The sequence below is a fragment of the Neisseria dumasiana genome (assembly GCF_022870885.1).
Classification (GTDB): Bacteria; Pseudomonadota; Gammaproteobacteria; order Burkholderiales; family Neisseriaceae; genus Neisseria; species Neisseria dumasiana.
Genome location: NZ_CP091509.1, coordinates 2,047,514 through 2,063,097 on the forward strand (window position 1 = coordinate 2,047,514; position 15,584 = coordinate 2,063,097).

14 protein-coding genes are annotated in these 15,584 nt (G+C 50.3%); 5 read left to right on the top strand and 9 right to left on the bottom strand.

Translation table 11 applies throughout. The features are described from left to right. Window positions 1-54: 54 nt before the first annotated feature. The 7 genes from guaA to LVJ88_RS09615 form a co-directional block, all read right to left on the bottom strand. Window positions 55-1,620 (bottom strand): glutamine-hydrolyzing GMP synthase, encoded by a 1,566-nt coding sequence (gene guaA, locus LVJ88_RS09585; RefSeq protein WP_085418926.1) that lies wholly within the window; start codon window positions 1,618-1,620, stop codon window positions 55-57. A 120-nt stretch (window positions 1,621-1,740) separates the two neighbouring features. Continuing rightward, window positions 1,741-2,079: a hypothetical protein gene (locus LVJ88_RS09590; RefSeq protein ID WP_054600518.1), complete on the bottom strand. Its 339-nt coding sequence runs from the start codon at window positions 2,077-2,079 to the stop codon at window positions 1,741-1,743. A 75-nt stretch (window positions 2,080-2,154) separates the two neighbouring features. Further along, entirely contained in the window at window positions 2,155-2,604 is a 450-nt protein-coding gene (locus LVJ88_RS09595) for a hypothetical protein (protein WP_054600517.1), read from the bottom strand. Between the two features lie 79 nt (window positions 2,605-2,683). Continuing rightward, the gene (gene smpB / locus LVJ88_RS09600; RefSeq protein WP_085356999.1) at window positions 2,684-3,130 is read right to left on the bottom strand and encodes an SsrA-binding protein SmpB; all 447 of its coding nucleotides are present in this window, start codon (window positions 3,128-3,130) and stop codon (window positions 2,684-2,686) included. A gap of 97 nt (window positions 3,131-3,227) precedes the next feature. Further along, on the bottom strand, window positions 3,228-3,449 hold the full coding sequence (locus LVJ88_RS09605) for a DUF1653 domain-containing protein (protein WP_085418924.1): 222 nt from the start codon (window positions 3,447-3,449) through the stop codon (window positions 3,228-3,230). Then, entirely contained in the window at window positions 3,446-3,673 is a 228-nt protein-coding gene (locus tag LVJ88_RS09610) for a hypothetical protein (protein ID WP_085418927.1), read from the bottom strand. Before LVJ88_RS09610 ends, LVJ88_RS09605 begins: the two co-directional genes overlap by 4 nt. 111 nt (window positions 3,674-3,784) lie before the next feature. Then, window positions 3,785-3,988, bottom strand: coding sequence for a cold-shock protein (locus tag LVJ88_RS09615; RefSeq protein WP_002217533.1), 204 nt, complete (start codon window positions 3,986-3,988; stop codon window positions 3,785-3,787). A 243-nt stretch (window positions 3,989-4,231) separates the two neighbouring features. Between LVJ88_RS09615 and clpS the strand changes: the two genes are divergently transcribed. Then, window positions 4,232-4,546: an ATP-dependent Clp protease adapter ClpS gene (gene clpS / locus LVJ88_RS09620; RefSeq protein ID WP_054600514.1), complete on the top strand. Its 315-nt coding sequence runs from the start codon at window positions 4,232-4,234 to the stop codon at window positions 4,544-4,546. Next, window positions 4,547-6,826, top strand: a complete 2,280-nt coding sequence (gene clpA / locus LVJ88_RS09625; RefSeq protein ID WP_085356996.1) for an ATP-dependent Clp protease ATP-binding subunit ClpA — start codon at window positions 4,547-4,549, stop codon at window positions 6,824-6,826. It abuts the gene before it with no gap. A gap of 227 nt (window positions 6,827-7,053) precedes the next feature. Here the strand turns inward: clpA and LVJ88_RS09630 are convergent, their stop codons facing one another. Both LVJ88_RS09630 and LVJ88_RS09635 read right to left on the bottom strand, forming a co-directional pair. Beyond that, window positions 7,054-8,031, bottom strand: coding sequence for an IS30 family transposase (locus tag LVJ88_RS09630; RefSeq protein ID WP_244694145.1), 978 nt, complete (start codon window positions 8,029-8,031; stop codon window positions 7,054-7,056). A gap of 117 nt (window positions 8,032-8,148) precedes the next feature. Then, complete coding sequence (locus LVJ88_RS09635; RefSeq protein ID WP_198941588.1) at window positions 8,149-9,276, bottom strand: aminotransferase class V-fold PLP-dependent enzyme; 1,128 nt, start codon at window positions 9,274-9,276, stop codon at window positions 8,149-8,151. Window positions 9,277-9,634: 358 nt separating this feature from the next. On the opposite strand from LVJ88_RS09635, the gene LVJ88_RS09640 reads away from it, so the two are divergent. Genes LVJ88_RS09640 through LVJ88_RS09650 form a run of 3 tightly spaced genes read left to right on the top strand, consistent with a single transcriptional unit; the run spans window position 9,635 to window position 15,479 of the window. After that, on the top strand, window positions 9,635-12,283 hold the full coding sequence (locus LVJ88_RS09640) for a type VI secretion system Vgr family protein (protein ID WP_085418872.1): 2,649 nt from the start codon (window positions 9,635-9,637) through the stop codon (window positions 12,281-12,283). Continuing rightward, window positions 12,276-14,234, top strand: a complete 1,959-nt coding sequence (locus LVJ88_RS09645) for a phospholipase D-like domain-containing protein (protein WP_085418871.1) — start codon at window positions 12,276-12,278, stop codon at window positions 14,232-14,234. The genes LVJ88_RS09640 and LVJ88_RS09645 overlap by 8 nt, the downstream gene beginning before the upstream one ends. A 3-nt stretch (window positions 14,235-14,237) precedes the next feature. Next, window positions 14,238-15,479 (top strand): SEL1-like repeat protein, encoded by a 1,242-nt coding sequence (locus LVJ88_RS09650; protein WP_198941587.1) that lies wholly within the window; start codon window positions 14,238-14,240, stop codon window positions 15,477-15,479. Window positions 15,480-15,584 lie beyond the last annotated feature (105 nt).

Genomic DNA, 15,584 nt, shown 5'->3' on the forward strand with positions numbered 1-15,584 from the left:
ACGAAAAAGCCCCGAACACTCAGGGCTTTTTCTTTTGTGAAACGGTTTAAACCGTTATTCCCACTCAATCGTGGCAGGCGGTTTGCCGCTTACGTCGTACACCACGCGGTTGATGCCGCGTACTTCGTTGATGATGCGGTTGGACACTTTGCCGAGCAGCGAATAAGGCAGTTCGGCCCAATGTGCGGTCATGAAGTCGCTGGTAACAACGGCACGCAGCGCCACCACATATTCGTAAGTGCGGCCGTCGCCCATCACGCCGACGGATTTTACCGGCAGGAACACGGCGAAGGCTTGGCTGGTGAGGTCGTACCATGAAGTGCCGTTTTCATCGAAGGTATTGCGCAGCTCTTGGATGAAAATATCGTCGGCACGGCGCAGGAGGTCGGCGTATTCTTTTTTCACTTCGCCGAGAATGCGCACGCCCAAGCCGGGGCCGGGGAAGGGATGGCGGTACACCATTTCGCGCGGCAGGCCGAGGGCTACGCCGAGTTCGCGCACTTCATCTTTAAACAGGTCGCGCAGCGGTTCGAGCAGCCTCAGGTTGAGGGTTTCGGGCAGGCCGCCGACGTTGTGGTGGCTCTTGATGGCATGGGCTTTTTTGGTTTTGGCACCGGCGCTTTCGATCACGTCGGGGTAAATCGTGCCTTGTGCCAGCCATTTGGCGTTTTGACGTTTGCCGGCTTCGGTTTGGAACACTTCTACGAATTCGGCACCGATGATTTTGCGTTTTTGTTCGGGGTCGGGAACACCGGCGAGTTTGCCCATAAAATCGTCGGTGGCATCAACGTGAATCACGTTTACGCCTAAATTGCGGGCGAACATGTCCATTACCATTTGGCCTTCGTTCAGGCGCAAGAGGCCGTGATCAACGAATACGCAGGTGAGTTGGTCGCCGATGGCGCGGTGGATCAACGCGGCGGCTACGGAAGAATCCACGCCGCCGGACAAGCCGAGAATCACTTCGTCGCTGCCGACTTGCTCGCGGATTTTGGCCACGGCTTCGTCGATGTAGTTGGGCATCGTCCAGCTAGGTTGTGCGCGGCAGATGTCGAGCACGAAGCGGTTGAGCAAGGCACGGCCTTGTTTGGTGTGGGTTACTTCGGGATGGAATTGGATGCCGTAGAATTGTTTTTCGGCGTGCTCCATCATAGCAACGGGGCAGCTCGGTGTATCGCCGATGATGCAGAAGCCTTCGGGCAGCTTGGATACTTTGTCGCCGTGGCTCATCCATACGTCGAGTGTGTTAGGCTGGCCGTCTGAAAGGCCGCGGGTCAGTTCGCTGTCGATGGTTTTCACTTGGGCGTAACCGAATTCGCGTTGGTCGCCGGGCGACACTTCTCCGCCGAGATGGTGCGCCATAAACTGCATGCCGTAGCAGATGCCGAGCACGGGAATGCCTAAATCGAACAAACTGGTATCGGCCTGATAATCGGAGTTGTAAACGGAATTGGGGCCGCCTGAAAGAATAATGCCTTTGGGATTGAAGGCTTTAATGTCTTCCAAAGGCATGTCGTAGGAATGCAGTTCGCAGTAAACGTGGGCTTCGCGCACGCGGCGGGCGATGAGCTGGGTAACTTGGGAGCCGAAATCGAGTATGAGGATTTTGTCTTGGTTCATGGCAATTTCTTCGGATAGGGTTTTGCGGTGCAAACTATAACAAGCAGGCCGTCTGAAAAAGGCGTTATTGTACCATTTTTTCAGACGGCCTGACGGGTGTTTTGCAGTAAGCGGGCAGGCTTAACGCTCGGGCAATTTGGGGTGCTTGTAAGGTACGATACTGCTGCGGGAAAGCAGAAGCAGGCAGCCGAGAACCATCATGCCCAGAGCAATCAGCGGCGAGTAGCCGAGCAGGTATTGGCTTTTCAGATACACTGCGGCACCGATATAGACCAACAGCGGCCCGGATACGACGGATTGTTTGTTTATGCCGTCTATCAGCAAAACGGCAATACCGCCTATGCACAAACCGGCGGCAATCAAGGTGGCGGTCGGCGGCAGGATGCCGGTGGTTTTGAGAAACCAAACCGCGCCCGCAATAATCAGAAACAAAGGCAAAGCAAGTGACGAATGGCGCATGTTTACGCTCCGAATGTGTTCAGACGGCCTGCATTATTGTTCCGTGCAGGCCGTCTGAAAAGGGGCTGGCAGAAATTATTGCGCTTTTTTACCCAGCAAGCGCGCAACAATCCCATCGGTCTGTTTTTGCAAATCGGGCGAACGCAGGTATGCCTGCTCGCTGTTGACGTTGTAGCCGAGCGAAGCAACGCTGTAATCGGGCGTGCGCAGAATCATGGTAATTTTCTTAATGGTTTGCGGGCTGCCGGCAGAAATATAGCGCAGGTTGTAACGGCATTCCGGCTGGTAAAGACGCTGGCGGTTATTGGCCATATCCACAATTTCCGATGCAATGCCCTGTTTTTGCAACGAACGGGCAATCACTTTTTCCAAGCCGTAAGGCGTGCGTTTGGCATTCGGAATAATGCAGATGCGTTTGATGTTCTTCAATTCGTCCGCCCGATTTTCGGCAACGCTGACTTTGGTCGTACCGCACGCGCTCAACGCCAAAGCCACCAGAGTGAAAGATAAAGTTTTGTGTTTCATCGTATTTCCTTTGCAATGTAAATCAAGTGTTCAAAAATTCTCGGCTCAGGCTTGAAACCTGAGCATGTGCAAACGGCCCTTAGCCTGCGTGTTTCATCAAGCGTTGTTTCTCGCGTTTCCAATCAGCTTCTTTCATGCTTTGGCGTTTGTCATGCTGTTTTTTACCTTTTGCCAAGCCGATGTCCATTTTGATTTTACCGCGGTGGTAATGCATGTTTAACGGCACAATGGTATAACCAGCGCGCTCGGTTTTGCCGATTAATTTGTTGATTTCGGATTGTTTCAGCAACAGTTTGCGCTGGCGCACAGGATCGGGTTTAACATGGGTAGAAGCCGTGGGCAGCGCGGTGATATGGCAACCCACCAGATAAAAAGCATCTTTTTTCCAATGGATATAGCTTTCTTTCAACTGCACCCGTCCGGCACGGATAGCCTTCACTTCCCAGCCTTCCAGCACCAAGCCCGCTTCGATTTGGTCTTCGATAAAATAGTCGTGAAACGCTTTTTTATTGTTGGCGATACTCATAATGATGTTTCAATGAATGATTTTCAGACGGCCTATTCTAGCAGAAGGCCGTCTGAAAAAAGAAATGGTTATGTATTTGGCGCAAATTCAGGGTAGCTCAAAAAACCCGAACACACGAAAACCGCTCTACGGTTCGGCCTTCATGCACCACCGTTTGGGCAAACATTTCGGCAGAACGCACCCATAAGCCGTAATCACCGTAGAGCGCGCGGTACACCACCAACTCTTCTTCCGTTTCGGAATGCCGCGCCAAACCGACCACTTCATAAAGATTGCCTTTATAGTGGCGGTAAATGCCCGGCCGGATACGCATACTCATGATTGCCCGCCCGATTCGATATACTGTTGGTAATAACGCCCTATTTCGAGCATAGCCGCCCGATGCTGCGGCCTGAGATCGGTTTTCCAATCGGCAAGACGTATCAGAACCGCATCTTCCTCTTCCGCCAACGCACATGCCGGCGATTGATGGCTGCGCAGATAAGCAATTAACTCATCGATTTGCCGCAAAGCAGTTTGATATTCTTCGTAGGCGTTCGGCATAACAGGGGCCCGTATTGCAAAGATAAAATTAAAATAAAAAAAGAAATGGCAGGTTTTGCAACCCGCCATTAAGATAGTGATCAGTTACCGGGTTTTCCGGCAATATCTGAATTAAGCAGCCTGAATATTAGCAGCTTGTTTGCCTTTAGGGCCGGTGGTAACGTCGAAAGAAACGCGTTGGCCTTCTTTCAAGGTTTTGAAACCTTCCATGTTGATCGCAGAGAAATGAGCGAACAGATCTTCGCCGCCTTCATCCGGAGTGATGAAACCAAAACCTTTAGCGTCGTTAAACCATTTAACAATACCGGTTGCCATTGAACTTCCTATACTAAAAAAATTAACAAAAAACAGCAAATTCAGGCAACGCTGAAAACCTAAAAGTTTCGAGTTTCTCCCAAACTATTATGCTTTATATTGGATGCCAAGCTCTGCCTAAGAAGGCTTTTTACCTATGTTAAGGTGTGTAGTCAAGTAGTGTTTGGGAAAAAAGTCAAAATTTATTAAAATAAAGCAAAAAACAACATAAACCGCCTCCAAAAAATTCTTTAAAGATTTAATATGACCAACTACGACACCCGGCACAATACAGACACGGAAACACTGAACCGCAGCCGCATATCGCCACCCAAACGCTACGGCGTGTATCTTCTCAACGACGATTACACGACTATGGATTTTGTTGTTAAAGTATTAACAGAAATATTTATGATGTCCGAAGAACGGGCAGTGGCCGTGATGCTGCTGGTTCACCACGAAGGCAAAGGATTGTGCGGCGTTTACCCGCGCGATATCGCCGAAACAAAACAACAGCAGGTCATGCGGCTGGCACGCGAAGAAGGCCACCCGCTGCAATGTACCGTTGAGGAGGTTTAAATGATTTCAGCCGAGCTTGAACAGATTTTACAAACAATCTACACCGATGCACGCAGGCAAAAATATGAATTTATCAGCCTTGAGCATCTTTTGCTAGCATTGATAGAGCAAAACGACGAAGTGCACGACGTATTGAGCAAATGCGGCGCCGACTGCGGCGTGCTTTCGGAACAGCTGATCAGCAGCATGGTCGATAACACGCCCGTGCTGCCCGAGCACTTGTTCGACAAAACCGAAACCCAGCCTACCTTGGGCTTCCAACGCGTGTTGCAGCGGGCGATGGTTCATGCCCAATCGGCCGGAAAACAAAGCGTGAAACCTTTAGACGTTTTAGTGGCGCTGATGAGCGAAACCGACAGCCATGCAGTGTATTTTTTACAATTGCAGTCTGTTACCCGCTACGACATTCTGCGCTGTTTGGCGCACGGCGTGCCGTCTGAAGGAGCATCCGACAGCGAGCAGCAAGACGACGAAAGCAATGCGGCCGAGCGTGAAAGCAGCGACGCATTGGCATCCTACACCGTCAACCTGAATGCGGAAGTGCTGGCCGGACGCATAGACCCGCTCATCGGCCGCCGCGCCGAAATGGAAAGACTGATACAGATTTTATGCCGCCGCCGGAAAAACAACCCCATTTTGGTCGGTGAGGCAGGCGTGGGCAAAACCGCGCTGGCCGAAGGCTTGGCGCATCTGATCGTCAAAGGCAGCGTACCCGAAACATTGCACAATGCCGTAGTGTTTTCGCTGGATATGGGCGCATTACTCGCCGGCACCAAATACCGCGGCGATTTCGAAGCCCGGATAAAGGCCGTCTTAAAACAACTGGCCAAGATACCCGGAGCCATTCTGTTTGTAGACGAAATCCACACCATCATCGGCGCAGGCAGCACATCCGGCGGCACCATGGATGCTTCCAACCTGCTGAAACCCGCTTTGGCTAAAGGGCAGTTACGCTGCATAGGTGCCACCACTTACGACGAATACCGCACGATTTTCGACAAAGACCACGCCCTAAGCCGACGTTTCCAAAAAATCGACGTCATCGAACCCAGCATTGCCGAAACCGTGCAGATTCTGCGCGGCTTAAAACCGATGTTTGAAGATTTCCACCAAGTGCGCTACACCTCCGGCGCGCTCGAAGCTGCCGCCGAACTGTCGGCACGCTATATCAACGAGCGTTTTCTGCCCGACAAAGCCATCGATGTGATGGACGAAGCAGGCGCGGCGCAAAAGATTCTGCCGAAATCGAAACAGAAAAAAGTAATCGGCAAAGCGCAAATCGAAGCGGTGATTGCCAAAGTGGCACGCATTCCCGAAAAAACCGTTTCCCACGACGACAAACAGGTATTACAATATCTGGCGCGCGACTTGAAAAACATGGTATTCGGCCAAGACAACGCCATTGAAGCGCTGGTGGCCGCCGTGAAAATGGCGCGTTCCGGCTTGGGGCAACCCGACAAACCCATCGGCAGCTTTCTGTTTTCCGGCCCCACCGGCGTGGGCAAAACCGAAGTTGCCAAACAGCTTGCCTATTCATTGGGCGTGCCGCTGCAACGCTTTGATATGTCGGAATATATGGAACGCCACGCCGTATCGCGTTTAATCGGCGCTCCTCCGGGCTATGTCGGTTTCGAGCAGGGCGGCCTGCTCACGGAAGCAGTAAACAAACAGCCTTTCTGCGTGCTGCTGCTCGATGAAATCGAAAAAGCCCATCCCGATATTTTCAACGTGCTGCTGCAAGTGATGGACTACGGCAAGCTGACCGACAACAACGGCAAGAGCGCCGATTTCCGCAATGTTATCCTCATCATGACCACCAACGCAGGTGCGGATAGCTTGAGCAAACCGGCTATCGGCTTTGCAGGAAAACGCCAGCGCGGCGACGAAATGGAAGCCATCAACAAACAGTTTACGCCGGAATTCCGCAACCGTTTGGATGCCATCATTCCCTTCGCGCCCCTTGATACGCAAGTTATCGCCAAAGTGGTGGATAAATTCCTGCTGCAACTCGAACAGCAACTGCTGGATAAAAAAGTGGAAGCCGAGTTCACTCCGGCATTGCGCCGCTACTTGGCAGAAGCAGGCTTCGACCCGCAAATGGGTGCCCGCCCAATGGGTCGCTTGATTCAAGAAAAAATCCGCAAGGCACTGGCCGACGAGCTTCTCTTCGGCAAACTTGCAGACGGCGGTTTTGTGCGCATAGATTGGGATAATAAAAAATCCGAAGCGGTGTTGAAATTCAAGAAAAGCCCTTCCCCCAAAGAAGAAGCCGCACTGTAAAACCGCATCGAACTTATTGCCGGAAACTTTGACAAAGTCAGTAACGATTGCAGACTTTCGTCTTTAAAGTTCAATGGTCAGAGCCGGATGGCTGTTTGGGAAAGGCCGGAGCGAACCCCGCAAAACCCGTTTTCAGACGGCCTTTGGCTTTTCAGGCCGACTCTCGGGTTGGCTGTCTGAGTTTTGCAAGGTTCTGTCGGTATCCATCAGGCCCTTAGATTCTAATTTCAAGTGCAACACTCAGGCAGTAGTGGTTGGAACAGATTCAAGAATAGAACACTTGGCGTTTCATAGCCAAGTGTTTTTCTTGGCCGGTGGTTCAGCTCATCCTGAACCCTACGTATTTCCCGCTCACTAATGTTGCGGAAATCCGTTTGTTTGGGGAAGTATTGGCGGATGAGTCCGTTGGTGTTTTCATTCAGCGCCTTTTCCCAAGAACGGTAAGGACGGCAGAAATAGGTTTCAGCCGCCAATGCTTTGGCTATTCGGGTGTGGCGGTAGAATTCCTTGCCGTTATCCATGGTGATGGTGTGCACCCTGTCTTTATGCGCCCTCAGCGCCCGAATGACGGCATTGGCCGTATCTTGGGCTTTGAAGTTCTTCAATTTGCAGATAATGGTGTAGCGGGTAACCCGTTCGACCAGTGTCAATAATGCGCTTTTCTGATCTTTGCCGACGATGGTGTCGGCTTCCCAGTCGCCTATACGGGATTTTTCGTCGACGATGGCGGGTCGGTTTTCAATGCCTATGCGGTCGGGTACTTTGCCTCTGCTCCATGTGCTGCCGTAGCGTTTACGGTAGGATTTGCTGCATATTCTGAGATGCTGCCACAAAGTGCCGCCGTTGCTTTTGTCGTCGCGCAGATAGTTATAGACGGTGCTGTGGTGGAGTGTGATTTGGTGGTGTTTGTGCAAATAGGCGCACACTTGCTCGGGGCTGAGTTTGCGGCGGATGAGGGTAGCGATGTGTTGGATCAGCTGCGAATGGAGCTTATAGGGCTTTCTTTTGCGCTGCTTGGTAAGCCGGCTTTGCTGTTGGGCTTTTTTGGCACTGTATTGCTGCCCTTGCGGGCAGTGCCGTTTGATTTCGCGGCTGATGGTGCTTTTATGGCGGTTAAGCCGTTTGGCGATTTCGCTGATGCTGTGGTGGCGGGACAGGTATTGGATGTGGTATCGTTCGTCTTGGGTCAGTTGTGTGTAGCTCATATGCAATCTTTCTTGCAGGAAAGGCCGTATGCTACCGCATACTGGCCTTTTTCTGTTGTGGAAAGTTGCACTTCAAATTTGAATCCGCTGCCGTCTGAAAAATATTTTCAGACGGCATCATATTGTTTTCAAAACCTCTTCAAAAGTTTGAACCGTGCGTTCGATGTTCTGCAATTTATCCAAGCCGAACAGCCCTAAACGGAATGTTTGGAAATCACCCCTTTCGCTGCATTGCAACGGCACGCCCGAAGCAATCTGCATACCGCGCGTAATAAAGGCTTTGCCGCTTTGAATATCGGTATCGGTGGTGTAGCTGACCACCACGCCGGGAGCTTCAAACCCTTCGGCGGCTACACTGGGGTAGCCGTGTTCGGCAAGTAACGCCCGTATTTTGCCGCCCAATTCGGTTTGCGCGGCTTTCAGCTTATCGAAACCGACGGCTTCCGCTTCTTTCATCACATCGTGCAATTTGAGCAAGGCATCGGTAGGCGGAGTGGCATGATAGGCATGACCGCCGTTTTCAAAAGCCTCCATGATTTGCAACCATTTTTTCAAATCCAGCGTAAAACTGTCAGACTCGGTGGCCTGCACTTTGGCATAAGCAGCTTCGTTCAACATCACCAAACCGCAGCACGGAGAACCGCTCCACCCTTTTTGCGGGGCGGAAATCAACACGTCAATGCCGAGTTTTTCCATGTCGAGCCAAATACAGCCCGAAGCAATACAGTCGATAACCAGCAAACCGCCAACCGCATGGGCGGCCTCGGCCAGCTTCTGAATATAGCTGTCGGGCAACATGATGCCCGAAGCCGTTTCTACATGCGGCGCGAACACAACCGCAGGCTTGTATGCGGCAATTTCCGCACACACTTCCTCAATCGGTGCAGGTGCAAACGGCGCTTGGGTTTCATCAGCAGGCTGCTTGGCCGTCAACACCTTAGTATCGGCGGCGATGCGGCCTTTTTCGAGAATCTGTGTCCAACGGAAGCTGAAAAAACCGTTACGCACAATCAAACATTTTTCGTCGCGGGCAAGCTGGCGGGCAACCGCTTCCATGCCCGACGATCCGCTACCGGGAATCACGGCGACATGTTCGGCGTTATAGACCTTTTTCAACGTGGCGGAAATATAGCGTAAGGCCGTCTGAAACTTTTGCGACATGTGGTTTAAGGCACGGTCGGTATAAACCACCGAATATTCGAGCAAACCGTTTTCATCAATGTCGGAATGCGGCAAAGTCATCATGTTTTCTCCTTTTTTAATTAATCGGATGAAATCAGCATGCGGCAACAAATATAGCAAATAACCTTATTTTTGATACAGGCAGCAAGGCAAAGCAACGACGTAGCAGAAATAAAGTTTATTTGTTATAGAAAATAAACCCGCTCTGCATGAACTTATCCGATTAAATGTTTATTATATAGATACAGACCTTACCGATGGTAGCATCATCAAAACACGATGTACAAGGCCGTCTGAAACGCTCATTGTTTCAGACGGCCTTTTGTCATACCCATATTGGGCAAAAATATTCATTCTGATATATTTCCAAAACATACATCTTCAATCCCGATACTTTGAATACAGCTTTGGAACGCCCGCGATGACCCAAACCCAATCCTACCGTCTCAGCTTCTCCCGCTTCACTCCCTCCCTCTCCGTCGTCTCCTTCACTGCCACCGAAGCCCTCAATACAGCCTACCGTCTCGACATCGAACTCACCTCAGTCGATGCCGACTTACCGCTGTCGTCCTACATCAACCAAGCGGCCAAGTTTACGGTAACGCCGGTGAGTAGCGATGCATTGGGACTGATCGAAGGAATGATCGCCCCCCAAGCGCTGAAGGAATGGAGCGGCATCATCACTTCGTGCGAGAAGCTGTCGGTATCGGCCGACGAGACCCGTTACCGCATGGTATTGGAACCGCGCATCGCCGCATTAAAGCATCATCGCACTTCGCGGCTGTTTCAAAACCAAAACGTTCCCGACATTATTTCATCGCTGCTGAAACACCACGGCTTCTCCGGCGTCGATTTCCGTTTCAATACCTCACGCGAATACGGTGTGCGCGAGTATGTGACCCAGTATCAGGAATCGGATTTCGCCTTTATCAACCGGCTGTGCGAAGAAGAAGGGATTTGGTACGCCTTCGAGCAGAATGCCCAATATGGCGATGTGGCGGTATTCGGCGACGATACCGCCCATTATTTTCGTAACCACACCTCCCCCTATCCCTACCGCCCCCACGGCGGATTGGAGAGCGTCGGCAAGGAAGCGGTGTTCGCCTTACAAGTAAAACACAACCCGATTCTCGAATCCATCCGCGTCGGCGACTACAACTACCGCGATGCCGATACCGACTTATCGTCCGCAGTAACGGCGAAGGGTACGGAAACCGACAGCAGCGTCTTACTCGGCAGCGACAGCCATTGGGGTTTGCATCAAAAAACACCCGAAGAAGCCCAACTTCAGACGGCCTTACTGCAACAGCTCGACCACAGCCGCCGTATCGTCGCATCCGGCAGCGGCAACATCACCGCCCTTAGTCCCGGCCAAGTGTTTCAGACGGCCCCAAGCTTCAGCGAAGCCCTCAACGGCTGGTTGGTCGTGTCGCTCACCCACAGCGGCAGCCGCGACCAAGCATACAGCCATACTTTCACCGCCATCCCCGCCGACAGCATCTTCCGCCCCGAACGCATCACCCCGTTACCCAAGATCCAGGGCAGCCTTCCCGCCAGAGTCACCAGCCCCGGCAACTACACCTACGCCTATATCGACAGCATGGGCCGTTACCGCGTCAAACTGCCGTTCGACCTCGACGAATGGAGCCCCGGCGGAGAAAGCCGCCCCATCCGCCTGGCCAAACCCTATGCCGGCTCCGACTACGGCCAACACTTCCCCTTACACGAAGACACCGAAGTGATGCTGTCGTTCGTACAGGGTAATCCCGACAGACCCTACATCAGCGGCGTGATGCACGACAGTTCCCACCCCGACCATGTTCCCGCCGACTGGAATACCCGCAACGTCATCCGTACTTGGGCGAACAACAAACTGCGGATGGAAGACAAACAGGGTCAGGAACACATCAAACTGGCGACCGAATACGGCAAAACCCAACTCAACCTCGGCCATATCGTCGACAGCCAAAGGCAAAAACGCGGCGAGAACGGCGAAGGCTTTGAATTGCGTACCGACAGCTGGGGTGCGGTTAGGGCAGGGAAAGGCTTGTTTATCTCTTCAGACGGCCAAAGCGGTGCACAAGGAACGGTATTGAACCGCGACGAAGCCATTGCCAATTTGGAACAGGCATTGTCATTAGCGAAGAGCCTGAATAAGGCAGCCAATGTAGCCAAAGCGGAAGGAACCTTAACCGAAGAGCAGGAAGGCCGTCTGAAAAACTGTATTAAAGACTTATACCGACAAGTGATTTTACTGTCCGCCCCCGACGGCATCGCCACCGCTACCCCGCAAAGCCAACTGCACACCGCCGGCCAACACATCCACCACATCAGCGGCGGCGACGCCGACATCAGTGCCGGCAGCAATTTCACCGCCCATGCGGTCGGAAGCGTCAACCTGTTTGCACAGAGCAGCGGCGCAAAGTTACAGGCCAATCAGGGCAAAGTGGAGATTCAGGCACAGAACGACGAGATGCAGATCAATGCCCTGAAAGATGCCACTGTTACCAGCAGCGCCGGCAAAGTGACCGTAGCGGCAAAAGACGAAATCCTGCTCACCAGCGGCGGAGCGTACATCAAGATTAAAGACGGAAACATCGAACTGGGCTGTCCGAAAATGGTGTGGGTGAAATGCGCGGGGTTTCAGGTGATGGGGCCGAATAATATCAGTATCACCCACCCGGAATGGCCTAAAACCTTACCTAAGCGTCCGATGCGTATTAGTTTACGCCAATCTCCACATTCGAATAATTTCTATATAGGTATGCCATATACACTTTACGCTGACGGTGCAGAAATCCAAAAAGGCGTAACAGACAGGACAGGTTATATCAATATTGAACATGAAATACCGACAAGCAGGTACAAAATTGTTTTTGCGAACGGAACAGAATTCGTAATACCGATTGCAGACGAATTTAAAAAAAATACCTCAAGAGACGAGATAACCAATCAGGGTTTCCATGCCTTGAAATATAACGGCTTAAAACTTTCTCCGTTACAACAGGCAAAAAAATACTTTGAAATTATTAATGGCAAACAAGATTCCGAGGAGTCTGAAAATGAGTAAATGCACGACAGCAACAGCCACAAAAACAAAATTGGGCACCAATGTTTCCATGAGCTGGTTTTTAGACAAAACAGGAGATTGTTCTCCTCCTGTAGCAGCAACGTTCAAACCATTGATTAATGGAAAAGAAGCATTTACAACACTTCACGAAAAAATTGAAAAAGCCAGCTCATCGATTGATATTGCCATATGGGGGTTTCAACCCTCCATGCATTTCAAGAGAGACGGTAAAAGCAAATGCATTGGCGATTTACTGATTGAAAAAGCAAATGCGGGTGTAGAGGTTCGCGTGCTGGTTTGGAGCATGCCTGCCAAGCTGCAAACTTTTCAAGAAGCCAATATGGGAAATGCACCAAGCGTCTATAAAAGCGGTGTACCAGGTGTTACACAAAATCAACGGGATTATGATGCAAAGTGGTATCTGGCAATTGAAGGAAAGCTGCATACAATGTATCAAAGCCCTAAAGGAGCAGACAATGATACGGTTAAAATCAACATGCAAAAACAATACAACTTGCAGCATAAATATCCTTTACTAATCGAATTTTCCAAATCACAAGCAAGAAAAAACCTGCAATTTCGTACTCGTAGTGTTGCGAATCAAAAAAATAACTACTTAGATAAAGAACTACCGGAAAATGCCAAATTTATATTGAATAAATTTCCTTCTCACCATCAAAAAACCGTTTCGATTGATATCGGCAAACCTTCTCAGGCGATAGGTTTTGTGCTTGAGCATAATATGGTTGACAATTATTGGGATGATAATAGCCATTTTTACGGCAGAACATCATCCCCCGATAAAGGTAAAAATGTAGAAGTACCTTTACAAGATGTATCCAGCATTGTCAGCGGTGAAGTTTTGTGGTTTATCAACCGCAACTTCTGCCAAGCATGGGATCGCGTCAGCAATGAAAAACTGGAAGAAAAAAGAAAAAAACTAACTCTCGACCAATACCCGTTAAATAAATCTTTAGGCACACCGCTTATGGCGCAAATTCTGCGCACATACGACAAGCCCGACATTGAAGACATAAAAAAGATTTACTTACAAAATATTAAAAAAATCTCCAGCTATATCTATACCGAAAACCAGTATTTCAGATGGCCGGTATTGGCAGAAGCATTTATCCAACACTGGCAGAATCTGCGCAAACAGGGAAGGCCTGCCAGTATGCCTATTCATTGGTTTGCCATAACCAACAGTTCAGACGACGGGTTGGGCAAAGGTACATTTACTACCAACAAGATGTTGGAAAAATTAGGGCGGCAGGATGTGATGCCGAATGTTGGGGTTACAGAAAGAAAAAGCGAAGTCAAAAACTTGAGCTTGGCACTGTCTGCATCATCGACCCATCCAAGCCGTCGTCTTGATACCAAGCAAGAAGCCGAATTTCAGAAACGTAGGGAAGAGCTGTTAAACCAAGGCGCAGAATACTCGGGAGAAAAATATCAGCCTTACACCAAAGAAGCCGAAGAAATTCGTGAATCTGATATGGTAAAACGGCTGAAAAAAGAACTGGGGGTAAAAATACATGTTTGCACCTTAACAGCATCCAATGCTTGGAAAGAGGTTTATGTCCATTCCAAAGTAACCGTTATCGACGACGTATTTACCGTAATCAGCTCAGCCAATCTAAACACCCGCAGTATGCAGGTGGATACCGAATTGGGTATTTTTACCGAAAGCAAAGCGGTTGCCCAAAAGCTGCGCAAAGATTTGTGGAAACTGCATACCCGAGATTTGCACCGAGCCGACAGCGATCCGTTAAAATACAGCGCGAAAGCCAACCCCAACGGTATGCATGATCCGGCAAAGGCGGGAATTGCCTTTAAAGAATGGGGGGAATTAATGAAAAGAAACAAAGACCAAATCAAAGCTGGAAAGCCCCCTATGCACCCCTTGTGCGAATTTCTACGGCTGGATCCCAAAATCACTACGCTGGATTAACACATGAAACGTTCCACAAAAATCACATTGTCCGTTATCGCCCTTATCGGCTTGGCCCTCTATATGGCCTACCGATGGATTGCCTGCATCGATATGGGCGGCACCGGGCAATACAAACCGGATTTCTGCTACAACAAACCCAACTGGTTTGAGCGGCTGCAAGCAAAAAGGGAAACCATGAACAACATTGAAGAAATCAAACAAAACCTCGAATTTACCTGCGTACGCGAACAGCGGCCGCCTTTATCCGAAGAAACCCAGCAGCTCTATAATTATGCGCTGCACCGCGATTTGAACCATATGTGGCCGGGCGAACGCGGCGACGGTTTTTGGGACAACCTACTGCCCTATTACCGTATCGCCGCCGCCAACGGCGACTATAAAGCCAATGTGCGCCTGCAATTCATTCTCAGCGACGGCTGGACACAAGTACCTGAGATAGAAGCGGAAATCGAAGTGCATCAGCTCAATAAACTCCTGCAAAAACAACTCCCCGCCACCGCCTATTACCTGCTCAAAGGCTATATCGAAGACGGCTACGGCGTTTCCGCACCGCCGGACAGCGAACTGGCTTTTTTACGCAAAGCCGCCGATATGGGCAGTAGAGACGCACAATTCGTATTGGCTGAAAAGGTGGCTTGGATTGACCATGAAGAAACACGTGAATTCCGGTTGGAATTGATGCGTAAGCTCTACCGCTGTGCTTCCGAACAAGGCCAGGGAGATGCGTCAGAATGGTTAGGGATCAACTTATCGGGGCTTGGACGGTACCAAGAAGCAGTAGCAGCCTATTACCAAGGCGTAAAAAACGGCAATAGCCAAGCAGCTTTCAGCCTTGCTAAAGGTTTTGAATATAAAGAATATTTAAATATGACTCCGGATGCCGAACGCGCCCGCCGCTACAACATCATCAGTGATTATCTTTCCAATTACGACTTTATGTCCCCCAAAGTCCCTGATTTGGATGAAATAGTGCCATTACCGCCGGCACCATTGCCGGAATGGGACGGTAAGATTGCCTTCCAACGCTGGGTAGAGGGAAAAGAACCGCCCAAGCCCTCCGACGCACTGATGAAAAAACTGGCCGATCAAGCCAAGCTGGATGTGAAAACAGGCCTTCCTATTGCCTCTTCAACCCAACCGGAAGCAGCCAAGGCATATTCTGCCCACCCTGTTTCCTCGACCCCGCCGCAGAAACCGCAAACCCTGTCTTGGCGGCAAAAGTTTAAAAACCTGTTGTCTTAACATATCGGAGGCCGTCTGAAACCTTTTCAGACGGCCTGGATGAATCCTTACTGCTTGCCATCAACGTCGGCAGACTGGTTAACGGCATGCCCCCTATGCACCCCT